This is a genomic window from Bacteroides sp. D22, assembly GCF_000163675.1.
GTDB classification, from domain to species: Bacteria; Bacteroidota; Bacteroidia; order Bacteroidales; family Bacteroidaceae; genus Bacteroides; species Bacteroides xylanisolvens.
The window spans coordinates 170,668-196,564 of sequence record NZ_GG774802.1 but is presented as its reverse complement, the minus strand read 5'-3'; the positions used below and the strand labels follow the sequence as shown (position 1 = coordinate 196,564).

Genomic DNA, 25,897 nt, shown 5'->3' with positions numbered 1-25,897 from the left:
ACATTAATTTTTAAGTAATGAATGTGATGACGGGTTCATAATTTGAATAGCACGGCGTATATTTTTATATTCTGGTGAAGTTCCATACTCTGCTTCCATATGATAGGTTCCTGCACCACCTTTACGGAATCCGTTACTTGGTTGCCAGCGTGCCATTCCTTCAAGAGATTTCATTTTGTTACCATAACGATCAGTGTAATCATATCCACCGTCCATAGCAGCATCGGTAGCCTCGAAATTCTCGGTCATGATGGTCATCTTCGTGATTTGTTCTTCAGACATGACACTGCTATACGTCTGAACAAGTCCTGCACCTGCTACGCCGCCTGTGATAAGACGTTTATCGAGTTTAGAATCACTGCCAGGACTACTATTATTGTAAGCCTGAATGATAAAATAGTCAAAATATAACCCGACTTCAGGTCTACCTGTTATGCTCTGTGGTTCGCCATCGATAACTAATAATTTACCAGTTCCTGATTTCGGACCGAAATATTTGCCTAGTTCATCAACAAATGCAAACATTCTATCGTCTTCGTCTACGATATTACCGGGGTTGCCAAAATTAGGTTCATAATCGATATCAAAGCCGTCGTAACCATATTTGTTTACTGTATCGGCAATGGCGCTTGCATATTTGCGAATGGATGCTTCTATTGCTTCCTTATTTGATTCATCGGAAGGCCATCCCCAAAAATCATTCACAGCTTCTTTTTCGGATGAAAATCCCATATTTTCCCAATTTTCACGAATATTCTGCGGAGTAATTTGATCGCCTACACTTCTGATAATAAAACACATGGTAAAACGAGTACCTTTAACTTGTTGGCAAAATTCCAGATCTTTTTTTTGAGCTTCTGTAATGTTCGACCAATTTCCCCAAATAGAAACAATATCTACACTATCAGGAATACCGGCTAAAGAACTTTTCATATAGGCACCTTCACCACTCCAGCCACCAAACCAACCAAATGCAACTTGGTGATCTGTCTGTTTATAGGCACGCAAGGCCGCATAATATTCATCCGATACGATCGATTCGGGAAAAGTTTTTGCTTCTGACTCCGTCCAGTCACTGCAACCGATCAATGAGGTCGTTGCCAGTGATATGAGTACAATGTATAATAAATAAATTTTCTTCATAAAAGTCCTTTTTATGCATTATATAAATTAGTTCTTTTTAGCCCACTTTAAGTCAGTAGCTTCGTTATCAGCACCGCCTAGTTCTGCTACTCCCAGATCATAATTGGCTTTATTGTTTTGTGCCTCTGTATAAGGGAAACTTAGACGACGCATACCGCGTTGGCTGCTCACACCACAATCTGATAGATTGTCGATACAAGGATAAAGTTCCGGATAACCTGTACGGCGATATTCAGCCCATGCTTCCAATCCTAATGGATAATTGGCGATCCATTTTTGAGTAATGACACGTTGGAAATTCTTTCCATTTACGTTGTCAGCCTCGCTGTCATCCCACATTACACTCACAGTATTGGTAATTGTAGCAGTAGCATTTTGCACAACATCACTTTCATGTGATACGACAGGAGCCTCGTCAATCTTCATGTATTCAGTGGCTGAAACCTGATATTGTTCCATTGATAAATTAATACCATCTTCGTAATAGGCTTTTGCTGTTTTAGAACCGACATTCCAACCACGCAATTTTCCTTCTGCACGTAAAAACGCTGTCTCTGCAGCACAGAAAACCATTAATTTAGAAGTTGCCGTATATGCAGGAATAGAGAATCCTGCTGCATCTGCCTTTTTAAAATCAGCATCTCCAGTACGCATACCTACATATTTATCTGTTTTCCCGGCAAGGGTAGACTTATTAAAGAACTTCGGCATACGTGGATCGCCATATGCATTCATATAATCTACAATATTTGCATTCACACGCAGATCACCCCAACTTACAGCTGCCAGTTGATAGGGATTACTCTGCGTGCCACAAGAAAGCATAGCATTATCCGAATTACTTTCAATCAATCCTGCTTTATGTGTTACTGCTGCTTCAGCTGCCTCTTGAGCAATGCCAGGCCATGTTCCGCTGATTCGCATTGCAACACGTAAACGCATTGAATTGGCTAGCTTAGCCCAACCTGAATAATTTCCATCAAAAACCGGATCATTGGCTCCCAATGGGGCATTACCATTTGTTTCTACATAATAGTTGTACAAAACATCGGCTGCATTGGCTAAATCACTTAATATACTGGTATAGACCTGTTCCTGGGTATCATAAGATACATAGAAATTACCCTTCTTTACTTGGCTGTAAGGCATCGGTCCATAACAATCCGCAACGCGAAGCATTGTTATTGCACGTATCATACACGCAAAAGCATAATAATGTCCCGTAGAATTTGTCGCTTCTTGTATTTGGAAAAAGTTTCCATATATTTTTTCAAACGGAGTGTTCCAGGGGGTAGCATTCCAGGCATCACTCTGATTGAATGTGCTGAAGTTTGTACCACTCCATGTGTTAGAACAGCATAGATAGCCACCTAACTGTCCCACCATCTGATCTTGCATTTGAGAGTCATTCTGCTGAATATTCACAATTGTTTCAATCATAGATTTCATCAAAGTCGCAGGGTCTGCATCATGAATTTGATATTGATTCGTATTATACTCCTCAAATTTATCGGTACAACTTCCTGCCAGTAACAACAGAGCGGCACCGACTGTGATATTTCTTAAATATTTTCTCATAACATTAGCTTTTTCTTTTAAAATTGAACTTTCACATTAAAACCGAAGTTACGCAAGCTGGGTTGCATAAAGTAGTCTACATTCATATAATAGTTACTGGAGGTAGAGGCAGACAATTCCGGGTCAAATGGGGCTTTACAATAAATCATCCATAAATTACGTCCTACAATACCCAAAGTAACATTCGCCACATTTTTAAACCATCTTTTAGGAAGTGTATAGTTTAGACTCAATTCCTGCAAACGTACATTGGTTGCACTATATAGATAATAACGACCGTAGCCACCTTCACCCGTACCAATAGTCTGGTAATACTTTTGGGCGTTAACTTTGCCGTTATTAATAGGTATACCACCATTATCACGAGCTGTTGCAGATGTTTCGGATACTCCATAATAATCTAAAATACCTTGAGTAGCCGAATAAGCTAATCCGCCTACACGGGCTGATAATACAACTCCTAAATCAATTCCTTTATAAGTGAAATGATTGCTCCATCCGAGGTTGAAATCAGCATCCAGATTACCTACTTTTACCGGAGTGTTTGATGAAGTGATACCCAGATTACCATTCTGATCGACTTTTATATTACCGTTATTGTCTTTTGTCAGCTGGTTGTATACATAGATATCAGTCATGGAGCCTCCTTCTGTCAGGATGACGCGAGGAGCTACATTCTCTTTACCTAACCAACCCACATTCATTTCATCCATTTGGATAGCTTCTCCTGTCACAGGATTCACGCTACCGCTTGCCAGTCGTTTCACCTTGTTACGGTTTAGAGTGAAGGTTGCATTAGAAGACCATCCGAATCCTGCCCATTTATCACTGAATCCTAAAGCTAATTCAATACCCTGATTTTGCACGTTACCAGCTTGTACAATCGCTTGTTTATATCCGGAAGAAGAGGGGATATCTACCTTAAATGTTTGGTTCAGTGTATTAGAACGATAGTAAGTAGCGTCTAAATTAAAACGATTTCCCCAGAATTTCAAGTTCAAACCGATTTCCCAGGATTTAGTCTTTTCAGGTTTCATATTGTCCATCGGATATACGGTCGGATTTGCCCAGTTATGTGTCTGGCTGTTGTATTCGTACCCCGGATTAGTAAGGAAACGATCAAAAGAAGAGGCTACCACTGTATACGAACCGCGTATTTTAGCATAAGAAATCACCTCTGGTAGTTTAACCATTTCTGATAATAAAGCCGATAAACCGACTGACGGATAAAAGAACGATTTTTGTTTGGAGAATGCGAGTTTTGAATCCCAGTCATTACGTCCGGTTACGGTTAGATACAGTTGATTTTTCCAACTTAATTCAGCACTGGCAAAAATACTTTGAATTTCATCTTCATATCCGGTAGGGTCCGGTTTATAGTTGGCGGAGAAATTAATATTGTTGATCTGGAAGAAGTTGGGAATAACCAGGTCACCTGCAATATATAACTGATCCATTGAAGTATGATATATGGAAGCACCAACATTGGCTGTTAAATGAAAATCACCAAATGTTTTATCTATATTAGCCAGGAAATCGGCATATAAAGAACGTTCCTGACGCATGGCATCTTCAAAACCACCGCTTACACCACAGAATGTTGTTAATGTAGAAGCAGATTTTTCGTTTTTATTCCGGTAGTCGGAGTTGTCCAGATTGACACGACCGACAACATTGAGCCAATCTGTAGCCTGCCATTTCAAAGAAGCGTTCATCATATAACGTTTCTTGTTGGAGGTACGGTTGATGCGATTTTGTATCCAATATGGATTTTGTAATGACAAACTTGCATCACCATAAGGCCAATATTGTTCCATATAGCCGTAGTTAGTATTATAACGTTCATACAAACGAATTTCGTCAAAGTTGTCTCCACGAGGGAATAGATACAGTGATGGGAGAGGGTTATAATACTGTCCTTGAGAAACCATGTTTTTGTTGTTCTGAACGATATATTGTGCACCGATATCCAGAGTAAGTTTATCATTCAGGAAATGGGTGGTATTACGTGCCGTAAAATTATAACGGTTATAGGAGTTATTCGGAAGAATTCCACCGGAGTTAGTTGTAGAAGCAGAAAGATAGGTCTGGTTTTTGGTATTTCCTGTAGATAATGCTACCGAATTGATAACATTGGATCCTGTTTCAAAGAAGTCAGATGGGTTATATCGACGGTTTGCCAATTCTCCCCAGCTGAATAATCCGGAACTTGTACCATAACGGTTCTGCATATCCGGCATAATATATGCTTTAGAGAAAGTAGTACTGTTGGATACTGTTATGGTCGTTTTCTCTGTTTGGCCTTTTTTAGTAGTAATTAAAACAACACCGTTTGCCGCAGCAGAACCATATAATGCTGCCGCAGAAGGACCGGTCATCATACTAATACTAGCAATATCATCAGGATTTAAGTCAGCAACAGCATCTGATCCTCCCATTTCTCCAAATAATCCTTCGCCACCGCTTTTTCCTGTATTAAAAATAGGTACACCATCAATTACATACAATGCATTGTTATCTTTAGTCAGAGATTTCATACCACGCATAACAACACGTGTGGCACCACCAGCACCGGTTGCACCACTATTAATTTGAACACCGGCAACCTTTCCTGATAATGAATTCATAAAATTGGCGTCCTTAACAGCTGTCAATTCATCACCTTTTACCTCTTGTACATTATAACTTAACGCCTTGGTTGCACGCTTGATACCTAATGCAGTAACAACAACTTCATCCAATACTTGTGTATCTTCTCCTAAGGTTATTTTAAGAGGTTGGGCATTGGCAAGCGTGATTGTTTGGGAGAAAATCAGTTTCATATACTTTCTCTAGATCCAATGCTTGTTAGATAAATAGATTAAATGTTCTATTTTTAAGATATCAGGCTAAATACAATTGAGCAAAATCAATGAATGAAAGAAAAAGTTAGTATGATTGCACATGAATATGCAGTAATTAAATTGTTTTTATTCATATATGCGGTATGAATATTCGATAAAAGACGTTTTTTCAGGAATGTTCCACACCGAGAATCACTTCGTTTCTCGGTGTGGAACATTTTGATTCTTTAAATGGAACCTAACAAATCATTTAAAGAATAATAATAACTTGCTTTATAGTAGTTGTTTTCTTCTAGTTAGTGCAGATAATACAAAGAACGGAATCTTTTCATTTGATTAATATTATCAATATTAGATATTATTCTATCACTACGCGGGCGATAAAAAGAATAAATTGCAATAATATCATCCTTTTTTTATTTGAATTACGTTTGGCTAAAGTGGAAATCCCTGCGGTTTTCGAAACACTCCTGATAACAAGATGCATATTCTAAATTATAGGTAATCTGAATATGCGTTTTTTAATATTATACTCACTTTTATCCTATATCAATTATTGGTCCATTTTTCATTGTACATACAATTTGCATGCAAATGTATTAATCTAGAGATTAAAGTTAGTCAATAATTGAGCATTCCTTATTCTTTCCTCTTTTTCAAAGTATGCTAAATAGTGCTCGGTTACAGATAAGTTAGAGTGTCCCAAGCTTTCAGAAATATATGAGGTTTTCGCACCTCCACGTTTTAATACTGTAGCAAAAGAATGCCTTGCCGTGTAAGTCGTCAACTGAAAAATTCCAATGTCTTGGGCTATTTTTTTAAGTCTTCTGTTACATTTGGTTATAATACGCCGTACCAATCTAATCTTTTCAAAGGCATCTTCAGTTCCTCTAGCATATTTAAAAATATACGTTTGCGGGCTTAATCTTGGATTACCCCATTTTTGAATAATATTCCACATTTCAGGAGTAATGATTGCATGTATCTCTTTGTTATGTTTGGTAGTTCGAGATGTCTTAGAGCGTACAAAGCATATTTCTCCATCCATAATATTTGAATACTGAAGAAATAATAAATCCATAAAATTAATGCCATTACATAAATAAGAAAACACCCAGAGATCCCTAAATTCTTCTATATCTTTTGTTTCACATTGATAGGACATTACTTTTTTTATTTCAGAAAGAGTAAGTGCTAATTTACGTCCACACCCTTCAGGAATTTCATATTTATTCTTTCCAAAAGGAAAAGATGATTCTTTTATAATACCATCATGTACAGCACGATTTAAGACACACTTTAAAGCTCGGAAATAAATACTTATGCTTGAATAGCTTTTACCTTCTGATATCCAAAATTTTTCACAACGTTTAAGCCAATCAATTGTAATGTTTTCCAAAGGTATAGTGGAACCTCCGAAATCTTCTAAACTTTTTAAAGCACTTTGATAATTTAGGTAAGTGTTTGCTTGTTCATAGGCTTCCAGTTCTTTCATTTTTAAGCGAAAAGCACTGCGTAAAGTCATATCATTCATCTGCCTTCCTAACCTGACGCTTAATGTTTCAATACTAAATTCCCCTTTTGTTATCAGTTCATTAACTTGTTGCTTAATAGTTGAAAAACTACTCTCTATATCTGATCGAATTTCTGCCAATAACCGGCTTTTTACTTTTAATAACCTTGCCCAATCTTCTTTTGACACTTCCTTCCCAGTTGAGTAATATTTTTGCTTTCTTCTATATACCACTTGAACTTTAACAGGAAACTGTCCACTCTTTTTTGCTCTTCTGGTATCTAATATGGTTAAAACCGAAATTCCATCTTTTGAATATTTGAACATAAAATGAATATTTATATCTATACAATAGGTAAAGCATACATATATTGTATGCAAAATGTATGCAAATGTAATAAATCAGCCTGATTTTAATAAGTACATAAGATTCTATTTATCAAATATTTGAGTATTTATTTTTCAATTAGGAATCTTTCTATTCTATTTTTTTCGAAAAAAATCTTATCTTCGTTTAGTAAGGTTACAACATAAAATGTATTACTATTGAATAAGCGCTTATGGAATTTATTTTAAGTATAACCTTTAAATTTATTAATTATGAGAAACAGAGATACATGAAACCTTTGTGTGAAAACGGTAATCTCATTTACCGCCTCTAATTACAAATTCTCTAAAAACTATTTCTAATTAAAAAGAATAAGATGAAAGAAATTATAAAACACAAGTTTTCATACTTGTTATTCTTCCTTTTGTTGGTTTCGTGTTTTGCTTCAGCTTATGGGCAAGAACGAACGATCACTCTTAATCTATCGAAAGTACCCTTGAACACTGCTTTGAAAGAAATTGAGAAACAAACTTCAATGTCAGTAGTCTATAACACAAATGATGTCGATATAAATCGTGTCATATCTATCAAGGTAACAAAAGAATCTTTGAATAATGTAATGAATCAGTTATTCAGAGGAGTAAATGTCAGTTTTTCAATAGTAGATAATCATATTGTACTTTCTGCGAAGAGTAATAAAGAAGAGCAGCAGAAAAAAACACCAATTACTGCAAGTGGTACTGTTACTGATTCAAAAGGAGAACCATTGATTGGAGTTAGTATTTTGGTAAAAGGAACTTCAAATGGTACTATCACTGATATGGATGGAAATTTCAAAATACAAGCAGCTAAAGGTGATGTACTTGAAGTATCCTATATCGGTTATGCCTCCCAAGCAATCACGCTTACTAGTGCACAACCCTTGAAGGTTACTTTAGGAGAAGATACGCAGGTGTTGGACGAAGTAGTCGTTACTGCATTAGGTATTAAGCGCGCAACTAAAGCATTAAGCTATAATGTGCAAGAAGTAAAAGGTGATGAATTGACAACTGTAAAAAGTGCCAATTTTATGAACTCACTGGCTGGAAAGGTGGCTGGTGTTAATATCAATGCATCTTCATCCGGTGTTGGAGGGGCTACACGTGTAGTTATGCGTGGTACCAAATCTATATCTTCAGACAATAATGCTTTATATGTAATTGATGGTGTTCCTATTTTTAATACAAATAAAGGTGACACTAACGGACAATATTCAGCCCAACCGAGAGGAGAGGGCATATCTGATATCAATCCGGAAGATATTGAAAGCATGTCTGTATTAAGTGGACCTGCTGCTGCGGCCTTGTATGGCTCTAATGCAGCGTCTGGTGTAATTTTAATTACTACAAAGAAGGGAAAAGAAGGTAAGGCACGAATTATTATTTCTAATAATTCTACTTTTTCCAATCCTTTTATAATGCCTGAATTCCAAAATTCTTATATAAACCGCGCAGGTTCCTTTGCTTCATGGGGAGATAAAGCGTCTTCTCTTTTCGGAACTTATGAGCCAAAAGATTTTTTCAATACTGGTACTAATATCCAGAATAACGTTTCTTTATCTGTTGGTAATGAAAAGAATCAAACTTATCTGTCTGTAGGTACTACTAATGCAACTGGTATCATTCAAAATAGCAAATATGACCGTTACAATTTTACCTTCAGAAATACAACAAAATTCCTGAAGGATAAAATGACATTAGATGTGGGTTTTAGCTATATTATTCAAGAAGATCTTAATCTAATGGCACAAGGTGAATATTTCAATCCACTACCAGCCGTATATCTGTTCCCGCGTGGCGAAAACTTTGAAGCTGTGAGGATGTATAAAACGTATGACACAACTCGTAAGATAGATGTACAGAACTGGGGATGGGGTGATCCTGGATACAGTATGAAAAATAATCCATATTGGGTGGCTAATGAGATGAACCATGGTATGAAAAAACAACGCTACATGGCTAATGCCAGTTTAAAATATGAAATTTTAGATTGGCTTGATGTGACAGGGCGTGTCCGCATTGATAATGCAACCAATGATTATTCAGATAAAAGAAATGCTTCTACTGACCTTTACTTTACTAATAGTTCTATTTATGGATTCTATAAGTACTATAAAGCTGACGATAGACAGGCTTATGCAGACGTGATGGCTAATATTAATAAACGCTTTGGTGACTTAAGTTTAAGTGCTAATATTGGCGGTAGTTTTACTCAAACTTATTATGACGAAAGAGGATTCCAAGGTGGTTTGAAAGATATGTCTAATGTTTTTAGTCTATATAATATGACTACTACCTTGGATAAAGATACTTATCCTATAGAAAGTGGATATAAACAACGTACCAACTCTATTTTTGCTAGTGCGGAAATTGGCTGGAAGAGTATGTTATATATGACTTTAACCGGGCGTAATGATTGGGATTCAGCATTGATTAATACAGAACAATCATCTTTCTTTTATCCATCAATAGGACTTTCAGGAGTAATTTCCGAAATGGTGAAATTACCCAAAGCTATTACTTATTTGAAAGTACGCGGTTCATTTGCTTCAGTAGGTGCTCCTATTCCTAAGAATCTTTCTTCTAACAAAACGTATGAGTGGGACCCTGCGACTAGTCAATGGAAATTACAAACTTACCGTCCTTTGCCTAAACTTTATCCTGAACGTACAAATTCTTGGGAGGCTGGTTTGAATGCCAAATTCTTTAATAATAGTTTAAGTTTGGAAGTTACCTGGTATAAGGCTAATACTCGCAAACAAACATTCCAGGTTCCTTTGTCAGGAACCGCTGTATATGCGACTATGTATGCACAGTCTGGTAATATTGAGAATAAAGGTATGGAATTTTCTTTAGGGTATAATAAATCATGGGGAGATTTCTCATGGAATTCCAATTTGACTTTTAGTTTTAATAAAAATAAGATTGTAGAACTCTTGGATGATGCAGTGGATGATGAAGGTAATCACTATAGTTTGAGTGAGATAGATAAAGGTGGCATTGGATCGGCTAAAGTTATTCTTCGTAAAGGAGGAAGCATGGGAGACATGTATGTCACTAATCGTTTGAAACGTGATAACGAAGGAAATGTATTTATTGATAAAGCGAGCCAGAATGTGAAAAAAGAGGATATAAAGAATTCGGATGAGTTTATTCATATTGGCTCTGTATTGCCTAAGAGCAATTTAGGCTTTAGAAATGATTTCTCTTATAAAGGCATTAGCTTGGGATTCATGCTTGCTGCCCGCTTTGGAGGTATTGTTATCTCACCAACACAAGCTGTAATGGATCAGTTCGGAGTATCTAAGGTCACAGCTTTAGCACGTGATAATGAAGGTGTTCCTGTAAATAATGGAAAAGTGGATCCCCAGACTTATTATACAGAAGTGGGTGGAATAAGTGGATTGATGTCTAACTATGTATATAGTGCTACTAATGTTCGTTTACAAGAGTTATCGGTGGGCTATTCACTTCCAGCCAAATGGTTTAATAACAAATGTAATCTTAGTTTGTCAATAACAGGTCACAACTTGTGGATGATTTATAATAAAGCACCATTTGATCCGGAAGCTACCGCTTCTACTGGTACTTATTATCAAGGTGTTGATTACTTTATGCAACCAAGTTTGAGAAGTTGGGGATTTAATGTAAAAATACAGTTTTAACGATAAAAGAATAACCAAATGAAAATATATAAATTCATAACGCAGATTTCTATTGCAGGCTGTATGCTTGTTGGAACTCCAATGTTACAAGGATGCATGGATAATAGCTTGAATGATCCGTTGGGAAAAGTTTCGGAAGAAGAACTTGGACGAGATGGATTTGCTGCCAATGCTTTCTTCTTGACTTTATGTGATTATGCATATCCCATAGCTACTGAAAACATTTATAATACCAATGAATCCTTGATTGGTGACTGCTATGGACGTTATCAAGTAATGGCAACAGATAAGTTTAAAGGGGCAAATTTTGCTACATATAATGCACCCGAGAACTGGTTAAACTGGCAGTTTGCAGATGATAATGTAATGGTATTGACGTATGGTGCATGGAATAAAATAAAGAATGTAACCCAAGGGACAGGGGTTAACTTTGCATGGGCACAGATCCTAAGAATTGCGACAATGCATCGTATGCTTGATATGTATGGGGCACTTCCTTATTCCCAAATTTCAAGTGATAAACTTTCGACTCCTTACGATACAATGGAGGAAGCATATCATGCAATGTTTACTGATCTGACTGATGCAATTAATGTAATGACTGTTTATGTGACCGAAAATCCAAACAACAGAACGATGGCTAAGTATGATAAAGTTTATGACGGTGATTTTGAGAAATGGGTGAAATTTGCAAATTCACTGAAACTACGTATGGCCATTCGTATTCGTTTTGCAGATCGTGAATATGCCAGACAGATGGCGGAGGAAGCTATTAACCATTCTATAGGGGTAATTACTTCCAATGAAGATAATGCAACTTCTTTAGGCACTAAAAATCAATTGTATACGGTATTAGTGCAATGGCCTGACCAATGTGTCTCTGCCGATATTACATCTTATATGAAAGGATACAACGATCCACGTATGTCGAAATATTTTAAAAAGAAAACGAGCGATAAAGGAGATGATGATTATGTGGGTATGCGCGCAGGTTTGTCTTATGGTAATGATATTACCGGACCGACTTTCTCTAGAATAAATGTTGGAGAGATGGATCGTACTTTATGGATGAGTGCAGCTGAAACAGCTTTTAATAAAGCTGAAGCGGCAATGTTAGGATGGGATGTAAAAGGAGAAACGGTGAAAGATTTGTATGAATCAGCTATCAGACTTTCCTTTGCACAATGGGGAGTATCGGATGGTATTGACCAATACCTGAATGATGAATCAAGTACTCAGGCTGATTATGTAGATCCTAATGAGAATAAGGGGAATGAAAGTGCTATTAGTTCTATAACTATCAAATGGAAAGATGATGCTGGTGAGGAAGAAAAACTGGAAAGATTAATAACCCAAAAATGGATTGCAATGTGGCCTTTGGGACAAGAAGCATGGAGCGAGTATCGTCGTACTGGGTATCCGCGTTTTTTCCCGTTATTGAATGGAAATGTAACCAATCTTCCTTCCGCTAATCGTATTCCGTTCCCACCATCGGAATATATTCGTAATGCTGCTAATGTAAATGCTGCTGTAAGTAAATTGGGTGGCGCTGATAATTATCAGACTAAGGTTTGGTGGCAGCGTAGGGATAAGTGAATAATAGTATAATCTATATTAATATAAATAGTATGAGAAAGATATTCTATTTTATAATGTTGTTATTTGGCATAACGGTTGCGAATACAGCGTGTGATGATTGGACAGACATGGAACCAAAATTCCAGGAAGATATGACTCAGTCGTCACTTCCGGAAGAATACTATGCCCAGCTTCGCGCTTATAAGAAAACAGATCATCCGGTTGCTTTCGGATGGTTTGGTAATTGGACCGGAAATGGAGCTACTTTAGAAAAATGTTTAGCCGGACTTCCTGATAGTGTGGATTTTGTTTCTATTTGGGGTAACTGGAGAAATTTGACAGAAGCGCAAACAAAAGATTTGCGTTATGTACAAAATGTAAAAGGGACTAAAGCTTTGATGTGTTTTATTGTTCAAAATATCGGTGACCAATTGACTCCCGAGGAATATAAAGATAATTATCTGGAATTCTGGGGATGGAATGAGAATAAGGAAGAAGCTATAAAGAAATATGCCCATGCAATATGTGATAGTATTGATAAATATGGATATGATGGCTTTGATATTGACTATGAGCCTAATTTTGGTCATCGAGGTAACATGAGTGGAAGTGATGAGAATATGTTGTTGTTCATTCAGACCTTGGGAGAAAGAATCGGACCAAAATCGGGTACAGACAGGCTATTAGTAATTGACGGTGAGCCACAAAGTATTGTATCGGAGTCAGGTCCTTATTTTAATTATTTTATAGTGCAGGCTTATGATTCTCCAGGAGATAATACTGGACGTGACCATTTGGATAGCCGTTTAAACTCTACAATAAGAAACTTTGATGGGCATTTGACTGCAGAAGAAGTTGCTAAGAAATATATTGTAACTGAAAACTTTGAAAAATGGGCTTTGTCTGGTGGGGCTGATTTCACTGATCGATATGGAAATAAAATGAAGTCATTGGAAGGTATGGCACGTTGGACACCTATTATTAACGGGAAAAAATGTGTAAAAGGAGGGGTCGGAACTTATCATATGGAGTATGAATATACAATTGATGGTACAGAAGAATCTTATCCTTATTTGCGTAATGCTATCCGCATTATGAATCCACCGGTAAAATAATAAATTTAAAGATATAATAATTATGAGATATCTGGTAAAAAATAAAAACACAATAATGTTCACCTTTGCCATATTGCTTTGTGCAATTATAGCAAGTTGTGAAGATGCAAAGTATGATACTATCGGCAGTAGAATTTATTTAGCTGAATCCAGTAGTTTGTCTTATGAGTCCAAAAAGGTAACAGTAGCCGAAGAGGGTAGTGTTGTCACTGTGACTCCGCGGTCGGGACAAATTGCAACAGAAGATATAGAAGTTACTTTGGGACTAAGTCCGAAATCGTTGGAAGTATATAATACAAAAAGTGGTACGAACTATAAATCTATGCCAGAAGGTTCATATTCTTTTGATCAAAAGACAGTGGTTATAAAAAAAGGAGAATTAGTGGCTCCTACTGTTAAAGTAACAATTGATCCGTTGACAAAGGAAATGCTTGATTCTGGTGATAAATTTGCACTACCGGTTGCTATTACTGCTGTATCAGGTGGGCAACAAACTTTGGAAGGTGCAGATGTGATGATTTATATCATGGATCAGGTTATTATAACCTCTGCACCAGTGTTGACGGGTACAAAACCAATTACTATGGAAATGCGTCAGGATTATACAGTAACTCAATGGTCACTTGAAATGCGTATTAATATGAGCGAACTTGGGGATGGGGTGACTCCTGGAGTTGGTTATCCTGGTCCTCCTAGCTATCAGAATCAAGCAATATTTTCTGCAGGTCCAGGTAATGGTATCGCAGAAGATGGTGAAATTTATATCCGTTTCGGTGATGGCCCGATTCCTGGTAATATTTTGCAGATAAAAACACAAGGTACTCAAGTAAATGCTGCTACTAAGTTTAAAAATAATCAATGGTATCATTTAGCATTTGTTTGTGATGGAGTGAAATTGACTATTTATGTAAATGGAAATATTGATGCAACATTAGATCTTCCAAGAAAACCTTTGCGTCTTGTTAAGAATAGTTTTGGTATATGCAATGGTGATTGGATGGTTACAGATGCTATAGTTAGCGAAGTACGTTTTTGGACTACTGCTATTTCACAGTCGCAGATTCAGAATAATATGTTTGCGATAAATCCGGGTACGGATGGCTTGGAGGCTTATTGGAAATTGAATGAAGGGGCAGGAACCGAGTTTAAAGACGCAACTGGTCATGGAAATAAAGCCACGGCGCCTAATGGAGTTGTCAGATGGGTAGATGGCATTAGATCAGATGGTAAATAATATAATATTCAAATGATGTAATTATGAGATTGAAAAATATAATATGGAAAACAGTAGTGATGTCATTAATGGCATCACCACTGTGCATCTCTTGTGACGATGATGACGAAGTTACTGTGAATTCTAAGTTTTATCTTTCTACGAAAGTTTTTCCGGTAGATTCTTATGAAGCATCGTTGTCAGTGATTTTGAAAGATAATTCAGTGGTCGTAAATGAGTTACAACCTAATTATCGGTTTGTTGCATGTGCCACGGAGAGATTATCGAAAGATGTGAAAATAACAGCCGATAGTGATGATAATCTAGTAAGTGCTTACAATAAAGCTAATGATACGGAATATAACATATTACCTGCTGAAAATTATTCTTTCACCAATAAAACTGTTACTATTGAAAATGGAGAAAGTGTATCTGGAGATTCTATAAAAATAGAGCTGTTAAATGTAGGATCGTTGACTACAGAAGGGGGATATTTGTTGCCAGTTACCATATCTTCTATAGAAGGTAATAACTTAGATGCACTTAGCTCTAACAGAGGAGTAGTTTATGTGAAAATTCAAAATATTCATGTCAATGTAGAGTCCGGGCAACCGGCTGAAGGTACTTTGATTGCCGATCGTTCTGGCTGGACTGTAAAAGTTGCTCCGACGACTCGTGGAGATGCTAAAAATCTAATTGATGGAACAAATTCTGATGTAGCTCGTGATGGAGGAGCAGAATATTGGTTAACTGTGGATATAGGTAAGGTGCAGACATTAACAGGAATAAGAAATAAGTGTTATGCTAGTAGTTATTCACCGACTGCAGTAGAAGTATTTACTTCGAGTGATGGAGCAAAATGGAAATCTATTGGTGCTGTAACTATTTCAAGAAGTGGCACACAATATATTAAGTTTTCGAAAGCCGTTGAAACGCGTTATTTAAAGTATTATGTGAAACAAGGTCCCAATACGGTCAGCCTTACGGAATTTGACCTATATGCGAAATAATTAATAGGTTATTGAAAATTTTTAAGTCCCACTTTTTCGTATTTTCGGATAAAGTGGGACTTATTATATAAGTTAATAAATAAAAAAAGAAAAAGATTGATTGTTTAATAGTATCATATTGATTGTATTACTATTATATAATAACTTTTAATAGCAAGAAAAACATGAAATTATCTATTATTCTACGGATCTGTTTATGGTTTATGGGAATTAGTATGGCATTTCCGTCTCTCTCTCAAACAATGTTAGTAACTAATGGGAATACAAGTTCTAGGATCATTTTGAAAGAGAATAATCAAATATCGTGGACAGCTGCAAATTTGTTACAAACATTTATTCAAAAAGTAACCAGTTGTAAGTTGCCTGTTGTTATAAGTCAAACTCCTCGAAAAGGAGATATTCTCATTGGTGGTCAATCTCCGGCGGAAGTAACAGAGGACGGATTCTCTATTTCTACTCAAGACGGTATTCTAAAAATATCTGGTAAAGAAAACGGTGTTGTATATGGGGTTGTTACTTTATTAGAGCAATATTTGGGTATCGATTATTGGGGAGAGAATGAATATTCTCTTGCCCCTTCAAAAACAGTGAACTTACCCTTAATTAATAAAGTCGAGAATCCGGGCTTTCGTTACCGTCAGACACAATGTTATGCTATCCATACAGACTCTATTTATAAGTGGTGGAATCGTTTAGAGGAACCGAATGAAGTGTTTGCTGCCGGTTATTGGGTGCATACTTTTGATAAGCTTCTGCCTTCATTCATTTATGGGAAAGAACATCCGGAATATTATTCTTACTTCAAAGGAAAACGCCACCCGGGAAAGGCCAGTCAGTGGTGTTTGAGTAATCCGGAGGTTTTTGAGATTGTAGCTCAACGTGTTGATTCTATTTTCAAAGCAAATCCAGATAAGCATATCATGTCTGTAAGTCAGAATGATGGTAATTATACAAATTGTACGTGTGATGCTTGTAAGGCAATTGATGATTATGAAGGAGCATTATCAGGAAGCATAATCACTTTTCTGAATAAGTTGGCTGCCCGTTTCCCGGATAAAGAATTTTCCACATTGGCTTATCTATATACGATGAATCCTCCGAAACATGTGAAACCTTTGCCGAATGTGAATATTATGCTATGTGATATTGACTGTGACCGTGAAGTAACTTTGACGGAGAATGCTTCGGGAAAAGAGTTTGTGAAAGCCATGGAAGGATGGTCTAAGATTACCAATAATATTTTCGTGTGGGATTACGGTATTAACTTTGATAATTATCTGGCTCCATTTCCTAATTTCCATATTTTACAGGACAATATCCGTCTTTTCAAAAAGAATCATGCCACCATGCATTTCTCTCAAATAGCAGGGAGCAGGGGAGGAGATTTTGCAGAACTTCGCGCTTATTTAGTGTCAAAGTTAATGTGGAATCCAGAAGTTAATGTAGACTCATTGATGCAACATTTTCTGCATGGATATTATGGGGAAGCAGCGCCATATCTTTATCAGTACATAAAGATAATGGAAGGCGCATTAATCGGTAGTGGACAGAGGTTGTGGATATATGATTCACCCGTATCACATAAATATGGCATGCTAAAGCCTGCTTTGATGCGTCGTTATAATCATTTATTTGATTTGGCTGAAAAGGCTGTTGCAGCAGAACCAGATTTCTTAAAACGAGTTCAACGGGCACGCCTGCCAATTCAGTATTCAGAACTGGAGATTGCACGAACAGAGACAGAAAAAGATTTGGTAGATATCAATAAAAAGTTAGACCTTTTTGAGGAATGCGTGAAAGAGTTTCAAGTTCCTACATTGAATGAGCGTTCCAATTCACCGGTAGACTATTGTAAATTGTATAGGGAACGTTACATGCCGCAGAAAGAAAAAAGTTTGGCTTTGGGTGCAAAAGTTACTTATCTAATTCCTCCTACGGGAAAATATGCGGCATTAGGAAAAAACGCATTGGTTGACGGTTTGTTTGGTGGAGCAACCTTTGTTGATAGCTGGATTGGTTGGGAAGGAACCGATGGTGCATTCGTTATAGATTTGGGCGAAGCGAAAGAGATACATAGTGTGGAAATAGATTTTCTTCATCAAATAGGGGCCTGGATTCTTTTTCCTCTAAAGGTGGTTTATTCATACGCTGATGACGGTGAACATTATACGCATTGGAAAACGATTGATTTACCGGAAGAACGTACGGGTGAGGTAAAATTCCGTGGAGTCAAGGCTGAATCAGCCGAACCGATAAAAACTCGTTATGTGAAAGTAGAAGTCACCGGAACGAAAGAATGTCCGACTTGGCATTATGGTGTAGGCCATCCTTCGTGGTTCTTTATAGACGAAGTGATAATAAAATAAAAAAAGTAGGGGGGAGACGTTAGTAGTTTCCCCCTTTTAGTTGTATTATATATAGATGGGTCAGAAAAATGAATTTTTTCATCTATATACTATGATTTATGCAACAGAATAAAACTGCTTCTCAACGAAAAACTATTAACCCGGCTTGCTGGGTACCTACTGCTTATTTTGCAATGGGACTTCCCTTTATTGCTATTAATCTGGTTTCTGTTTTCATGTTTAAGGATCTTGGAATTTCGGATACGCAAATTGCATTCTGGACTTCTCTGATTATGATGCCTTGGACACTGAAATTTTTGTGGAGTCCTTTTCTTGAAATGTATCGTACGAAAAAATTCTTCGTATTGATTACAGAATTATTGAGTGGTGTATTGTTTGGAGTAGTAGCCTTTTCTTTGTTTTTCGATTACTTTTTCGCCATAAGTATCTCTACAATGGCAGTGATTGCCTTTAGTGGAGCAACGCACGATATTGCTTGTGATGGTGTATATATGGCTGAATTGAACAAAGAAGATCAGGCAAAATATATCGGAGTGCAGGGTGCTTTTTATAATGTAGCCAAATTGGTTGCTAATGGAGGATTAGTTGCTATGGCAGGAGCATTGGCAGAGCATTTCGGAGCAATAGAAGGTGCTTCGATAGATGTTAACAAAGGAGCGTATTCATCTGCATGGATGATTATTTTCGGCGTAATTGCGGCAATAATGGTACTGATCGGTATTTATCATATAAAAATGTTACCTTCTACACAGGTTCCGTCAACAACGAAGAAAACAGCATCAGAAGTTGGGCACGAACTGGTAGCAGTCATTGCTAACTTCTTTACTAAAAAGCATATTCTCTACTATATCTGTTTTATTATTTTATATCGTTTGGCAGAAGGCTTTATCATGAAAATAGCTCCGCTGTTTTTACGTGCTTCAAGGGATGTAGGCGGCTTAGGACTGTCGTTGACAGAGATCGGCACGCTAAATGGTATCTTTGGTTCCGCTGCTTTCGTTTTAGGCTCATTGTTAGCAGGTATTTATGTCTCTAAGTTCGGATTGAAAAAGACACTATTTACTCTCTGCTGTATTTTTAATCTTCCGTTTGTAGCCTATACCTTTTTGGCAGTTGCACAGCCTACTAATGTATATCTGATCGGAACTTGTATAACAATGGAATATTTTGGTTATGGCTTTGGTTTTGTCGGACTGACGTTGTTTATGATGCAACAGATTGCTCCAGGCAAACATCAAATGTCACATTACGCATTTGCTTCAGGAATCATGAATCTGGGAGTGATGCTTCCGGGAATGGTTAGTGGTTATCTTAGTGACTTATTAGGATATCGTAATTTCTTTATCTATGTGTTAATCGCAACTATTCCAGCTTTTCTGATTACTTATTTCATACCTTTCACGTATGATGACTCAAAAAATAAATAATATAAAATCAACGATTATGAATAAAATTCAAATTCCTTGGGAAGATCGTCCTGTCGGATGTACGGACGTTATGTGGCGTTACTCACAAAATCCAGTTATCGGACGTTATCATATTCCTTCATCTAATAGTATTTTCAATAGTGCTGTTGTTCCTTTTGAGGATGGTTTTGCAGGCGTATTCCGTTGTGATAACAAAGCTGTACAGATGAATATCTTTGCAGGTTTTAGTAAGGACGGAATTCATTGGGATATCAATCATGAACCTATTCAGTTTAAAGCAGGTAACACGGAAATGATTGAGTCGGAATATAAATACGACCCTCGTGTTACATGGATTGAAGACCGTTATTGGGTGACTTGGTGTAATGGTTATCATGGCCCTACGATTGGTATTGCCTATACTTTTGACTTTAAGGAGTTTTTCCAGTGCGAAAATGCTTTCTTGCCTTTCAATCGTAATGGTGTACTTTTCCCGCAGAAGATCGATGGCAAGTATGCGATGTTGAGTCGTCCCAGTGATAATGGACATACTCCGTTTGGCGACATATACATCAGCTATAGCCCGGATATGAAATATTGGGGTGAACACCGCTGTGTAATGAAAGTGACTCCTTTCCCGGAAAGCGCTTGGCAGTGTACGAAGATTGGTGCAGGTTCAGTTCCTTTCCTTACAGATGAAGGCTGGTTGCTGTTCTATCACGGTGTAATCACTACTTGTAATGGTTTCCGTTACGCTATGGGAGCTGCCATATTGGATAAAGATCATCCGGGAAAAGTTCTTTACCGTACACGTGAATATCTGCTTGGTCCGGCTGCTCCTTACGAACTTCAAGGTGACGTTCCTAATGTCGTATTCCCCTGTGCTGCTTTGCAAGATGGTGAACGTGTTGCTGTTTATTATGGTGCGGCAGATACTGTGGTAGGTATGGCCTTCGGATATATAAAAGAGATTATCGATTTTACGAAACGAACGAGTATCATTTAATAAAGATATGAAACGTATTATATTAACTTACACACTTGCTTTTTCCCTTCTTTCCGCCTATGCGGGGGAAGGGGGGAGCCCTCCCCTTAAAAATACGGATAAAAGTCTTTTGATAGATTATGTGGATCCTTTTATCGGAACTACAAATTTCGGAACGACCAATCCGGGAGCGATTTGCCCCAATGGTATGATGTCTGTGGTTCCTTTCAATGTGATGGGATCTTCCGAAAACACATACGATAAAGATGCCCGATGGTGGTCTACGCCTTATGAATATACAAATTGTTTCTTTACCGGATATGCTCATGTGAATTTGAGTGGAGTCGGTTGTCCGGAATTAGGTTCTTTATTATTGATGCCTACTACCGGAGAACTGAATGTGGATTATAAAGAATATGGTAGTAAGTATAAGGATGAACAGGCCTCACCGGGCTATTATTCTAATTATCTGACTAAATATAATGTAAAAACAGAAGTTTCGGCTACTCCGCGTAGCGGTATTGCCCGGTTTACTTTCCCAAAAGGGAAAAGCCACATCCTGCTGAATTTGGGTGAGGGGTTAACGAATGAGAGTGGCGCTATGCTTCGTCGTGTAAGCGATAGCGAAGTGGAAGGAGTCAAACTACTTGGCACATTTTGTTATAATCCTCAAGCTGTATTCCCCATTTACTTTGTATTGCGGGTTAAGAAGAATCCTTCTGCAACAGGGTATTGGAAGAAACAACGTCCGATGATGGGGGTTGAGGCTGAATGGGATAAGGATCAGGGAAAGTATAAACTTTATACTCGCTACGGAAAAGAAATAGCAGGAGATGACATTGGTACTTATTTCTCCTTCGATACAGAAGAAGGTGAACAAGTAGAAGTACAAATGGGAGTTTCTTTTGTAAGCATAGAAAATGCCCGTTTGAATCTGGATCGTGAACAGGCTGGAAAGGATTTTGAGAAGATTCATGCGGAAGCACGTTCCAAATGGAATCATGACTTGTCACGCATAACAGTGGAAGGTGGTACAGATGCCCAAAAGACTGTGTTTTATACAGCGCTTTATCATTTGCTGATTCATCCTAATATTTTGCAGGATGTAAACGGAGAATATCCGGCAATGGAAAGTGATAAGATCCTGACAACCAAAGGTGATCGCTATACCGTATTTTCTCTTTGGGATACCTACCGCAATGTTCATCAATTGCTGACCTTGGTTTATCCAGAACGTCAGATGGAAATGGTGCGCACAATGCTTGATATGTATCGTGAACATGGATGGTTGCCTAAGTGGGAATTATATGGCAGAGAAACATTGACAATGGAAGGTGATCCGAGTATTCCGGTAATTGTAGATACCTGGATGAAAGGTTTGCGTGACTTTGATGTTGATTTGGCTTATGAGGCAATGTACAAATCTGCTACGTTACCGGGGGCGGAAAACTTGATGCGTCCTGATAATGATGATTATATGTCTAAAGGATATGTACCCCTTCGTGAACAGTATGACAATTCCGTCTCTCATGCATTGGAATATTATATTGCCGATTTTGCATTGTCTCGTTTTGCAGCTGCTTTAGGTAAAAAGAAAGATGCAGAGATGTTCTATAAACGTTCTTTAGGATACAAACATTATTATAGTAAAGAATTTGGTACTTTCCGTCCGATTCTCCCCGATGGAACGTTTTATAGCCCGTTTAATCCGAGACAAGGAGAGAACTTTGAACCGAATCCCGGTTTCCATGAAGGTAGTTCCTGGAATTATACGTTCTATGTACCACATGATGTATATGGCTTGGCGAAATTAATGGGGGGAAAGAAACCTTTTATCGATAAACTACAAATGGTTTTTGACGAAGGACTTTACGACCCGGCAAATGAACCGGATATTGCTTATGCTCATTTATTCTCATACTTTAAAGGTGAAGAATGGCGTACGCAGAAAGAGACGCAGCGTTTATTAGATAAGTACTTTACAACAAAACCTGATGGTATTCCAGGAAATGATGATACGGGAACGATGTCTTCCTGGGCTATTTTCAATATGATCGGTTTTTATCCGGATTGTCCCGGACTGCCCGAATATACATTGACGACTCCGGTCTTTAATAAGGTAACGATCCGGTTAGATCCGAAATGGTATAAAGAGAACGAATTGGTGATTGAAACCAATCGTACTCAACCAGGAGCTTTATATATTGATAAGGTACTATTGAATGGCAAGAAGTTCAATAAATATCATATCACACATGATGAACTTGTTCACGGCAAATATTTAAAGTTTGATTTGAAATAACACACAGTGTTTCATAGGTATCGTTTTTGGGTTGACAGGGCTGTCGGACTTCTTATAGTCCGGCAGCCCATTTTTTTACATTTACTTCTGTTATTACTTCTTCGAAAATAGTGACGGTATATGCCCGGGATAGTGACGGTATCGGACTAAGATAGCGTCACTATTTGTCTTGGATACCGTCACTATCTTACTTTTATTAAATTATACTCCGTAGTATTTTTAGTTATTCTCTGTTTTATAGGTGATTACAAAAATCTATTCCATACGTCTACTATGTAAATCGTATGCAATAAAATAAAAAATGAGAAGAAATTTATTTAAACATATCCTTTGGATATTGATACTTGCAGAGTGTTTTCCTCTATTGGCAATTGCCGGATCGCAGCAAAAGGAACAACGTTATAAAATAGCCGTATGTGACTGGATGATTCTGAAACGTCAGAAAATCGGTTCATTCCAATTGGTACATGAATTGAATGGTGACGGTGTAGAATTGGATATGGGTGGTCTTGGCAAGAGGGAAATGTTTGATAATAAATTGCGCGAGCCCCATTTCCAGCAGTTATTTCGTGAAACTGCTCAAAAATATCAATTAGAAGTTTCTTCTATTGCTATGTCCGGTTTCTATGGACAGTCTTTTCTGGAACGAGCTAACTATAAAGATTTAGTTCAGGATTGCCTTCATGCCATGAAAGTGATGAATGCCAAAGTTGCCTTTCTTCCTTTGGGAGGAATCAAAGCCGGATGGGAAAAGATTCCGGCACTACGGACAGAAGTTGTAAAACGCTTGAAGGAGGTAGGAGATATGGCAGCTTCTGAAGGGGTGGTGATTGGTATTGAAACTCAATTGGATGCAAAAGGAGATGTGAAACTACTGAAAGAAATTAATTCTCCCGGAATCAAGATCTATTTTAAATTTCAAAATGCATTGGAGAATGGAAGGGATTTGTGCAAGGAGTTGAAGATTCTGGGGAAAAAGAGGATTTGCCAGATTCACTGTACGGACACAGATGGAGTGACTTTACCTTATAATGAACGATTGGACATGAATAAGGTGAAAAAGACGCTGGATAAGATGGGATGGATTGGATGGCTGGTGGTAGAACGTTCGCGCGATAAGGATGACGTGCGGAACGTGAAAAAGAATTATAGTACGAATATTAAGTATTTGAAAGAGGTGTTTCAACAGAGATAGGAGGATATTATGATATAGTTAATATTACAAAGAGAGAGAAAAAAATGCAAAATCTATTTTTTTTATTCTTTTAAGTGATTACATATTTTTTGATTGTACGTCTTTCCTTAAAAGAACTTTTAGATTTTGAAGATATAATGTATTATTTTTGTTTAAATTAAAATTTAATCTATGAAGAGTAAGATGAAGATTAAAATGAAAGTTGTCGGGAGCATAGCTTGTTTATCGATGATTTTATTTATGGGCTCTTGCGCTGGAGATGGTTTTGATGAAGAAACCTTCTCCGGTGGCGTGACGAATACGCAATTGGATTCGCCGAAAGCATCGGATGTGGCTTTTGAAAAACTGGCTACAACTGAAAATAATGTAAAAGTTACTTGGTCTGTTGTTATGGGGGCAGGTGGTTATAAATTTTCTATGTACATTGTAGATGACCCTGATCATCCTGTAGCTGTAGTGAAGGACAGTATTGTAGACGGGACGGCTGTAGTATGTCCTTGGGTAGAAGATACGAACTATAAGGTTGAGATTGCAGCATTGGGGAATGAAAAGTTGAATAATACAGCTTCCGTTTCCGCCACTGAAATCAGTTGGTCTACACTTGTTGCCGCAACGCTTGTTCCTAATGGTACAGACTTGACTACATATTTTGCTGAACATCCGGTGACTACGGGAAAAGATACAGAAGTTGCTTTCGAACTGGAAGCAGGAGGGACGTATTATATTTCAGGAGATTTGAACTTCGGCGTAAATAATGTACAGTTGCGCGGAAATAAAACACGCGGGAATGCGAATGTGAAATTCACTGCTCCGGCTTCTATTATTACTTGTGGTGGAGGATTAGCCTTGAAGTTTATCAACTTTGATTGTGATGTAGTGACAGATGGGGCTTTTTTAAAGTTTGGTGATGTTCCGGAAGAGATATTGGATACAAAGAGAACCGATCATGGAAAAGTAACTAATCCTATGGTTATTCAATCTTGCAATATCAAGGCTGTTAGAAAATACTTAGTTCACATTAACGGAAAGAAGTATGGTATTCAAAATTTTGCAATCAGAAATTGTGTAATAGATTGCTATCAAGCTGCTGACCTGATAAACTTTAACTCTAGCAGTTCGATTGTGAAAGACTTCGAAATAAGTAACTCTACGATTTATAGTCATAACCAAAACGGTTCTCGTTTTTTACGTTATGGAGGTGGACAAACAACCAGTTATGATGGTTGGTCAAGAGGATCGATGACATTTATAAGCAATACATTCTATAATCTCTCCTATTCCGGACAGAGTTTTAATGGCAATGGTTGGTCACAGACACATAATGAGGTAATTTCAAAGAACAATTTGTTTATTGACTCATTTTCGGGAAATTTCAATCGTCGTATAAGAATGCAGGGTACAAAGGTAGCTGCAACTTTTGAAAATAACTGTTATTGGTACAATGGCGCATTGCCACTGGATGAGACTTCAAATCGTGCGGATGGTGATAAGAGCAATTCTGCTTATGGCGTGGATCCGGGATTCGCTGATGCTGCAAACGGTGATTTTACTCCGAGTGCTCCCGAAGTATTTGCTCATGGTAGTGGCGACCCGCGTTGGTTAAATTAAAAAGATAATAA

The 25,897-nt window shown here is 37.5% G+C and carries 15 protein-coding genes; 11 read left to right on the top strand and 4 right to left on the bottom strand.

Annotated elements, in window-relative coordinates:
* Positions 1 to 3: 3 nt before the first annotated feature.
* The 4 genes from HMPREF0106_RS15480 to HMPREF0106_RS15495 form a co-directional block, all read right to left on the bottom strand.
* Entirely contained in the window at positions 4 to 1,143 is a 1,140-nt protein-coding gene (locus tag HMPREF0106_RS15480) for a glycoside hydrolase family 18 (RefSeq protein WP_004313624.1), read from the bottom strand.
* Positions 1,144 to 1,170: 27 nt separating this feature from the next.
* Positions 1,171 to 2,721 carry a SusD/RagB family nutrient-binding outer membrane lipoprotein gene (locus HMPREF0106_RS15485; RefSeq protein WP_004313625.1) on the bottom strand — a complete coding sequence of 517 codons (1,551 nt, stop codon included), beginning with the start codon at positions 2,719 to 2,721 and terminating at the stop codon, positions 1,171 to 1,173.
* 17 nt (positions 2,722 to 2,738) lie between these two features.
* The gene (locus HMPREF0106_RS15490; protein WP_009039643.1) at positions 2,739 to 5,543 is read right to left on the bottom strand and encodes a SusC/RagA family TonB-linked outer membrane protein; all 2,805 of its coding nucleotides are present in this window, start codon (positions 5,541 to 5,543) and stop codon (positions 2,739 to 2,741) included.
* A gap of 625 nt (positions 5,544 to 6,168) precedes the next feature.
* On the bottom strand, positions 6,169 to 7,404 hold the full coding sequence (locus HMPREF0106_RS15495) for a site-specific integrase (RefSeq protein ID WP_004310779.1): 1,236 nt from the start codon (positions 7,402 to 7,404) through the stop codon (positions 6,169 to 6,171).
* A gap of 377 nt (positions 7,405 to 7,781) precedes the next feature.
* Here HMPREF0106_RS15495 and HMPREF0106_RS15500 point away from each other — a divergent pair, with 377 nt between their 5' ends.
* The 11 genes from HMPREF0106_RS15500 (at position 7,782) to HMPREF0106_RS15550 (ending at position 25,886) form a co-directional block, all read left to right on the top strand.
* Complete coding sequence (locus HMPREF0106_RS15500) at positions 7,782 to 11,108, top strand: TonB-dependent receptor (protein WP_009039642.1); 3,327 nt, start codon at positions 7,782 to 7,784, stop codon at positions 11,106 to 11,108.
* Positions 11,109 to 11,126: 18 nt separating this feature from the next.
* Positions 11,127 to 12,704: a SusD/RagB family nutrient-binding outer membrane lipoprotein gene (locus tag HMPREF0106_RS15505; RefSeq protein WP_004310777.1), complete on the top strand. Its 1,578-nt coding sequence runs from the start codon at positions 11,127 to 11,129 to the stop codon at positions 12,702 to 12,704.
* Positions 12,705 to 12,736: 32 nt separating this feature from the next.
* A complete protein-coding gene (locus HMPREF0106_RS15510) occupies positions 12,737 to 13,801 on the top strand; it encodes a glycoside hydrolase family 18 (RefSeq protein WP_008017812.1) in 1,065 nt (354 codons plus the stop codon).
* Positions 13,802 to 13,823: 22 nt separating this feature from the next.
* On the top strand, positions 13,824 to 15,035 hold the full coding sequence (locus HMPREF0106_RS15515; RefSeq protein WP_083787900.1) for a DUF1735 and LamG domain-containing protein: 1,212 nt from the start codon (positions 13,824 to 13,826) through the stop codon (positions 15,033 to 15,035).
* Positions 15,036 to 15,058: 23 nt separating this feature from the next.
* A complete protein-coding gene (locus HMPREF0106_RS15520; RefSeq protein ID WP_008647367.1) occupies positions 15,059 to 16,024 on the top strand; it encodes a BT_3987 domain-containing protein in 966 nt (321 codons plus the stop codon).
* A 164-nt stretch (positions 16,025 to 16,188) separates the two neighbouring features.
* Positions 16,189 to 18,390: a DUF4838 domain-containing protein gene (locus HMPREF0106_RS15525; RefSeq protein ID WP_009039640.1), complete on the top strand. Its 2,202-nt coding sequence runs from the start codon at positions 16,189 to 16,191 to the stop codon at positions 18,388 to 18,390.
* 98 nt (positions 18,391 to 18,488) lie between these two features.
* Positions 18,489 to 19,817 carry an MFS transporter gene (locus HMPREF0106_RS15530; protein ID WP_009039639.1) on the top strand — a complete coding sequence of 443 codons (1,329 nt, stop codon included), beginning with the start codon at positions 18,489 to 18,491 and terminating at the stop codon, positions 19,815 to 19,817.
* A 16-nt stretch (positions 19,818 to 19,833) separates the two neighbouring features.
* Positions 19,834 to 20,802 (top strand): 1,4-beta-mannosyl-N-acetylglucosamine phosphorylase, encoded by a 969-nt coding sequence (locus HMPREF0106_RS15535; protein WP_009039638.1) that lies wholly within the window; start codon positions 19,834 to 19,836, stop codon positions 20,800 to 20,802.
* A gap of 7 nt (positions 20,803 to 20,809) precedes the next feature.
* Positions 20,810 to 23,083 carry a GH92 family glycosyl hydrolase gene (locus tag HMPREF0106_RS15540; protein ID WP_004306231.1) on the top strand — a complete coding sequence of 758 codons (2,274 nt, stop codon included), beginning with the start codon at positions 20,810 to 20,812 and terminating at the stop codon, positions 23,081 to 23,083.
* A gap of 301 nt (positions 23,084 to 23,384) precedes the next feature.
* Entirely contained in the window at positions 23,385 to 24,278 is an 894-nt protein-coding gene (locus HMPREF0106_RS15545) for a sugar phosphate isomerase/epimerase family protein (RefSeq protein WP_004300476.1), read from the top strand.
* Between the two features lie 171 nt (positions 24,279 to 24,449).
* Positions 24,450 to 25,886, top strand: coding sequence for a DUF4992 family lipoprotein (locus HMPREF0106_RS15550; RefSeq protein ID WP_008640536.1), 1,437 nt, complete (start codon positions 24,450 to 24,452; stop codon positions 25,884 to 25,886).
* Positions 25,887 to 25,897: the final 11 nt, after the last annotated feature.